The sequence below is a fragment of the Streptomyces sp. M-16 genome (genome assembly GCF_052114405.1).
In the GTDB taxonomy this organism is placed as follows: Bacteria; Actinomycetota; Actinomycetes; order Streptomycetales; family Streptomycetaceae; genus Streptomyces.
In genome coordinates this window covers 86,947-93,288 of the sequence record NZ_JBFRER010000022.1, presented here as the reverse complement: position 1 = coordinate 93,288, position 6,342 = coordinate 86,947, and the positions used below count along the sequence as shown (strand labels likewise).

Below are 6,342 nucleotides of genomic sequence, written 5' to 3'. Positions count from 1 at the left end.
GGGCAGGCCCCGGCGGCGGGCCCGGCGGCGACCGATGCCAAGGGCGCCGGCCAGCCGTCGGCGGCGGTCCGTCCGAACGTGATCCGTACGGGGACCCTCTCGATCGAGACGGCGGAACCGCAGAAGGTCCTCACCGCGGCCCGTACGGCGGCCGACGGCGCGGGCGGGTACGTGGGCGACGAGTCCACCCAGCGCGGCGCGGACGGCCGGCTCGCCTCGACGCTGACCCTGCGGGTGCCGGGCGAACGCTTCGACGCGGTGATCGGCGCCCTGGAGGGGAGCGGAAAGCTGCTGGGCCGCAAGGTCGAGGCGCAGGACGTGACCCAGAAGGTCGCCGACGTCGACAGCCGGGTCGCCTCGCAGCGGGCCAGCGTCGCCCGGGTGCGGGAGATGATGGACAAGGCCTCGGCGCTCGGTGACGTGGTCATGCTGGAGGGCGAGCTGAGCCGGCGCCAGTCGGACCTGGAGTCGCTGATCGCACAGCAGACCGCCCTGAAGGACCAGACCTCCCTCGGGACGATCACGGTGTCGGTCTCGGAGCCGGCCGCGGTGGAGCGCACGACGCGGGAGGAGGGGGATCCCTCCCTCGGGGACGCCCTGAGCGGCGGCTGGTCGGTGTTCGCCACGGTCGTGCGGTACCTGGCGCTGACCGTCGCCGTGATCCTGCCGTTCGCGGTGACGGCCGCCGCCGCCCTGTTCGGGTTCCGCCTGTACCGCCGGCTGCGCCCCGCCCCGGCGAAGCCGGGCCGCGTCCCGGCGCAGGTGCCCCGCGGGCCGGTGCCCGCCGGGACCGGCGCACCCGCCTCCGACGGGGCTGTGGCCGATCCTGAGGGCTGAGCGCGCCCGCGCCCGTAGCGTGGACCCCGGTTGACGAAGACCGCGGGACGAAACGGAACGGGACGGGGCGGACGATGGCGATGGAACGACTGGTGGTGGTCGGCGGGGACGCGGCGGGGATGTCCGCCGCGTCGCAGGCCCGGAGGCTGAAGGGCCCGGCGGAGCTGGAGATCACCGCCTTCGAGCGCGGGCACTTCACCTCGTACTCGGCGTGCGGGATCCCGTACTGGATCGGCGGGCAGGTGGCCGCCCGGGACGACCTGATCGCCCGTACGCCCGAGGAGCACCGGGCCCGGGACATCGACCTGCGCACCCGGACGGAGGTCGTGGAGCTGGACCTGGCCGGCCGGCGGGTGCGCGCCCGGGACCTGGAGAGCGGCGCGGAGTCCTGGACGGCCTACGACAAGCTGGTCCTGGCGACCGGCGCCCGCCCGGTGCGCCCCCGCCTGCCGGGCATCGGAGCCCACGGGGTGCACGGGGTGCAGACCCTGGACGACGGCCGGCGCCTGATGGACACGCTGGAACGCTCGCCGGGCCGCCGGGCGGTGGTGGTCGGCGCGGGGTACATCGGCGTGGAGATGGCGGAGGCCCTGGTGCGCCGGGGCTACGGGGTGACCGTCCTGCACCGGGGCGAGCAGCCGATGGCCACGCTGGACCCGGACATGGGCGGGCTCGTGCACGGCGCGATGAACCGCATGGGGATCGTCACGGTCTCCCGCGCCGAGGTGACGAAGATCCTCACGGACGAGGAGGGCCGGGCCGTCGCGGTGGCCACGGCGGTCGGCGACGAGTACCCGGCGGACGTGGTGGTACTCGGCCTCGGCGTGGAGCCCCGCACCGCCCTCGCCCGCGCGGCGGGCCTCCCCGTGGGCACCTCGGGCGGCCTGCTCACCGACCTGTCGATGCGGGTGCGCGGCCACGAGGAGGTCTGGGCGGGCGGCGACTGCGTGGAGGTGCTGGACCTGGTCGCGGGCCGCACCCGGCACATCCCGCTGGGCACGCACGCCAACAAGCACGGCCAGGTGATCGGCTCGAACGTGGGCGGCGGCTACGCGACCTTCCCCGGGGTGGTCGGCACGGCCGTCAGCAAGGTCTGCGACCTGGAGATCGCCCGTACGGGGCTGCGCGAACGGGACGCCCTGGAGGCGGGTCTGCGCTTCGTGACGGCCACCATCAGCTCGACGAACACGGCCGGCTACTACCCGGGGGCGGAGCCGATGACGGTCAAGATGATGGCGGAGCGCCGCACGGGCCGCCTCCTCGGCGTCCAGATCGTCGGCGGCGCGGGGGCCGCGAAGCGCGTGGACGTGGCGGCGGTCGCGCTCACGGCCGGGATGACGGTGGACCAGGTCGTCTCCCTGGACCTGGGGTACGCCCCGCCGTTCTCCCCGGTCTGGGACCCGGTGCTGGTGGCCGCCCGCAAGGCCGTCTCGGCGGTACGGGCGGCGGGGGTCTAGCCGGCTAGTGGGGGGCCGCGGCGCGCAGTTCGGAGCGGACCAGTTCCAGGAGGCGGCCCATCCAGTTGCGGCCGCCGCGGCGGCCCTGTTCGCGCCAGAAGGGGGCGTCGGAGAGGCCGGTGTAGTGGATGCCCGCGTCGCCGGTGGCGAGCAGGACCTCGGCCAGGCGGGGATGCCGGTCGAACTTGGCGCGCAGCAGGGCGGCCATGACGGCGAGCCGTACGGCGGGCCAGTCGGCCCGCCGGGCCGCGCGGCCGCCCGCCTCCTGCGCCTCGCGGGCGGTGGCCGCGGCGCGGATCAGGTCGTGGTCGGCGGGGTCCGCGGCCGAGAGGGCCCAGTAGGCGTGGACCACGCTGGGATAGGTCACCCCGGCGTGGTCGAAGGGGGCGTCGTAGTCGTTGCGCAGGACGAAGGGGCCCGGCTCGGCGGGCCACCCGCCGGGGTGGGCCACCTCGTGCAGGACGACCGGGGGCCGCGGGGCCCCGGTCGGTTCGTCGGCGTACCGCACGGCCTGCCGTTCCTCGTGCCGCGCAGCGCCCTCGAACACGTCGTCGAAGTAGGCGAGGGCCCACCGGTGGCCCTCTTCCGTCGCCACCGGGCCGTCGCCGTCCACGGGCTGCCCGAGGTCGGTCAGCAGCATCCGCAGCGGGCGGTCCTGAAGGTCCATGTCGCCGAGGGCGTACACCCTGAGGTGGGCGGGGACGTCGAGGTAGGCGTCCCGGAGCAGGGCCCGCCGGTGCTCGGTCGGCTCCCGGTGGTGGTCACGGACGGCGTCCCAGAGGCGGTCACCGGCTCCCGGGCGGCCCGCCAGCCGGGTGATCTCGTCGGCGACCTCCAGGAGGAAGCCCTCCCGCGTCAGCGGCTCCGGGCAGCGGGACTCCCACTTCGGGGCCCCGGCGGCGGGCTGCTGCCGCCCGTCGGGCCGGCTGGGCGCGATCTTCCCGGCGGCCAGCCGCTCGCGCAGCCCGGCGAGGTCGGTGGCCTCGTGGGCGCCGACGGTGATCCGGCCGTCCGCGTAGACGAAGAGGTGATCGGGGTGGTGCTCACCGCCGGGCTCGTGGCGGCGCCAGACGAGGCGCCAGACCCCGTCGACGGTTTCCCCGTCGGATATGCGAAACGTCGGCCCGTGCCATGTCATGCACGGCACAGTACCGACGTCTCGGCCCGCGGGATCAGCGCCGGGTCTTGGTGTGGACGTAGTCCACCAGGCGGGTCAGCGCGTCGGGGTCCGTCGTGGGGAGGACGCCGTGGCCCAGGTTGAAGACGTGGCCCTCCAGGCCCGCCGCGGCGGCCAGGACCTCGTCGGTCTTGGCCTCGACGGCCTCGGTGGTGGAGAAGAGGACGGCGGGGTCCAGGTTGCCCTGGAGCGCCTTGCCGGGGCCGACGCGGCGGACGGCCTCGTCCAGCGAGACCCGGTAGTCGACGCCCATGACGTCCGCGCCGGCCTCGCCCATGAGGCCGAGGAGCTCGCCCGTGCCCACGCCGAAGTGGATGCGCGGGACTCCGTACGAGGCGACGGATGCGAGGACCTTCGCCGAGGCGGGCATCACCGAGCGCCGGTAGTCCGCCGGGGCGAGGGCACCGACCCAGGAGTCGAAGAGCTGGATCGCGGAGGCGCCGGCCTCGATCTGGACCTTGAGGAAGGCCGAGGTGATCTCGGCGAGGCGGTCCAGGAGGTCGGCCCACAGCTCCGGGTCCCCGTACATGAGGGCCTTGGTGTGCTCGTGGTTCTTGGACGGACCGCCCTCGACGAGGTAGCTCGCGAGGGTGAAAGGCGCGCCCGCGAACCCGATCAACGGCGTGCCGCCGAGTTCACCCGTGAGCATGCCGATCGCCTCGGTGACGTACGGGACGTCCTCCGGGGTGAGGTCACGCAGCTGTGCGAGGTCCTCGCGGCGGCGGATCGGGTTGGCGACGACCGGGCCGACGCCCGGCTTGATGTCCAGGTCGACACCGATGGCCTTCAGCGGCACCACGATGTCGGAGAAGAAGATCGCCGCGTCGACGCCGTGGCGCCGCACGGGCTGCAGGGTGATCTCGGTGACCAGGTCGGGGCGCATGCAGGACTCCAGCATGGCCGTGCCCTCGCGCACCTTTCGGTACTCGGGGAGTGAGCGGCCCGCCTGCCGCATGAACCACACGGGGGTGTGGGGGACCGGCTCCCGCCGGCACGCCTTCAGGAAGGCGGAATCGTACGTCTGACTCGGCTGGCCCGTGGGGCGGGTAGTGGCGCTCACGCGGCAAATCTTCGCACGTATGAAGAAGTGCCCGGCCCGGCACGGGTGTCCCTGCGTCGCCGGGGCGCTCGTTCCGCCTAGTCTTCCCGGCATGGCTGCGGCTCAGGGACGATTTTCAGATGGCGCTGACGGTACGGACAGCGCGAAGGAGAGCTCGGCCCCGCTCCCTTTCCGCCGGGCGGTCGACGGCTTGAAGAAGGCACGGCTGCGGTCCGGGATCGAGATCGACCCCACGAAGCCGCCGCAGAGACTGGCCCCCTACGCGTACGCGCTGGAGGCGGCGGTCGTGGAGGGCGAGGACGACCTGGCCGACGGCCGGCTGATCCTGCTCCACGATCCCGCCGGGCACGACGCCTGGCAGGGCACCTTCCGGCTGGTGACGCTCGTACGGGCGGAGCTGGAGCCCGAGATGGCCGCGGACCCCCTCCTCCCGGAGGTGTGCTGGTCCTGGCTGACGGGGGCGCTGGAGGCCCGCGGGCTGGCGTACGGGGAGGCGAGCGGCACCGTGACGATGGCGAGCTCGCACTACTTCGGCGGGCTGCGGGAGCGGCGTCCGGCGACCCAGATCGAGATCAGGGCCTCGTGGACCCCGCGTGAGGGGGTGGGCGGGGTGCCGGACACCCCGGCGCACCTGGCGGCCTGGTGCGAGCTGCTGTGCCAGATCGCGGGACTGCCCCCGGTCGGGCCGACGGACACCGCCACGGGTGTGGTGTCCCTGCCACAGCGGCGCGGTCCGCACCACCCGTAGGAAGCGGTCCGCGCGCGGTGGGCCGGGGCCGTCCGACCGCGCTCCGGCGGCGTTCCGACCGCGCTCCGTCGTCGCCCGGGCGGCGGCCGGGCGGCTTCCGGCGGCGCTCCGGTGCCGGGAACGACCGATCGCGTGCGCCGCGGACTGTCGAAACGGTGCGCGGATTGCGGCCTTCTGATCATCCCTTGATCGATCGTGCGTCCGAATTGCCCGAATTGTTACTCACCAAATCGTGATCATTCCCTAAAGCCGGGCGGGTGACGTGCCGAAGGAGTCAGTGACCATCCGCACGGTTCGCACCGGCTTCCTTCCCCCAGCCGGCCGTCCCGCCACTCCCCCAGGAGGCCTAGGTGTCCGTTCTTCTTGAGCAGCCCGCAAGCCTGGTCGCCTACCGCCCGACCAAGCCGACGGCCATGGTCGTCGTCGCCGACCCGCGCGTCCGTTCCACCGTGACCCGCCATCTGTGGGCCCTCGGAGTCCGTGACGTGATCGAGGCGTCGTCCATCGCGGAGGCCCGCCCCCGCGTCGGCAGCCCGCGCGACATCTGCGTGGCCGACGTCCACCTGCCCGACGGTTCYGGTCTCACCCTGCTCTCCGAGACCCGCGCCGCCGGCTGGCCGAACGGCCTGGCCCTGTCCGCCGCCGACGACATCGGCGCCGTGCGCAACGCCCTCGCGGGCGGTGTGAAGGGCTACGTCGTCACCGGTACGCGGACCAACATCGGACTCCCCACCCGGCCCGGCGCCGCCCCCATCGGTGCCGCCGCCGCCCGTATGCACCGCCGCCCCCCGGGTGCCCCGAGCCACCCGGGCGGCTACCGAGAGCTCTCCGGCCGCGAGGTCGAGGTCCTGCGCCTCGTCGCGGAGGGCCAGTCCAACAAGGCCATCGGCGTCTCGATGGGCCTGTCCGCCCTGACCGTCAAGTCCCACCTCGCCCGGATCGCCCGCAAGCTGGGCACCGGCGACCGGGCCGGCATGGTCGCCGTCGCCCTGCGGACCGGGATCATCCACTGATCCTGCCCCGAGGCCCCCGGACACCGCTCCGGAAACCCCTGGAGCCACCC

Annotated in this window: 6 protein-coding genes; 4 read left to right on the top strand and 2 right to left on the bottom strand. The window is 74.2% G+C overall.

Going from position 1 to position 6,342, the window contains the following annotated elements:
• Both AB4039_RS13200 and AB4039_RS13195 read left to right on the top strand, forming a co-directional pair.
• On the top strand, window positions 1-837 hold an 837-nt coding region (locus AB4039_RS13200), incomplete at its 5' end, for a DUF4349 domain-containing protein (RefSeq protein ID WP_442270788.1).
• 74 nt (window positions 838-911) lie between these two features.
• A complete protein-coding gene (locus AB4039_RS13195) occupies window positions 912-2,294 on the top strand; it encodes an FAD-dependent oxidoreductase (protein WP_442270787.1) in 1,383 nt (460 codons plus the stop codon).
• A 4-nt stretch (window positions 2,295-2,298) separates the two neighbouring features.
• Here AB4039_RS13195 and AB4039_RS13190 read toward each other — a convergent pair whose 3' ends face one another.
• Together AB4039_RS13190 and hemE are read right to left on the bottom strand one after the other, a co-directional pair.
• Window positions 2,299-3,432, bottom strand: a complete 1,134-nt coding sequence (locus AB4039_RS13190) for a DUF7639 domain-containing protein (protein ID WP_442270786.1) — start codon at window positions 3,430-3,432, stop codon at window positions 2,299-2,301.
• A gap of 34 nt (window positions 3,433-3,466) precedes the next feature.
• Window positions 3,467-4,531 carry a uroporphyrinogen decarboxylase gene (gene hemE / locus AB4039_RS13185; RefSeq protein WP_266843264.1) on the bottom strand — a complete coding sequence of 355 codons (1,065 nt, stop codon included), beginning with the start codon at window positions 4,529-4,531 and terminating at the stop codon, window positions 3,467-3,469.
• Between the two features lie 91 nt (window positions 4,532-4,622).
• Here hemE and AB4039_RS13180 point away from each other — a divergent pair, with 91 nt between their 5' ends.
• Together AB4039_RS13180 and AB4039_RS13175 are read left to right on the top strand one after the other, a co-directional pair.
• On the top strand, window positions 4,623-5,279 hold the full coding sequence (locus tag AB4039_RS13180; protein WP_266843263.1) for a DUF3000 domain-containing protein: 657 nt from the start codon (window positions 4,623-4,625) through the stop codon (window positions 5,277-5,279).
• Between the two features lie 350 nt (window positions 5,280-5,629).
• Window positions 5,630-6,292, top strand: a complete 663-nt coding sequence (locus tag AB4039_RS13175) for a helix-turn-helix transcriptional regulator (protein WP_030234764.1) — start codon at window positions 5,630-5,632, stop codon at window positions 6,290-6,292.
• Window positions 6,293-6,342 lie beyond the last annotated feature (50 nt).

Excerpts from the sequence above, each read along its gene's own strand:
- AB4039_RS13180 (WP_266843263.1), top strand. The coding sequence starts at position 4,623 with ATGGCTGCGGCTCAGGGACGATTTTCAGATGGCGCTGACGGTACGGAC.
- AB4039_RS13195 (WP_442270787.1), top strand. The coding sequence starts at position 912 with ATGGCGATGGAACGACTGGTGGTGGTCGGCGGGGACGCGGCGGGGATG.
- AB4039_RS13190 (WP_442270786.1), bottom strand. The coding sequence starts at position 3,432 with ATGACATGGCACGGGCCGACGTTTCGCATATCCGACGGGGAAACCGTC.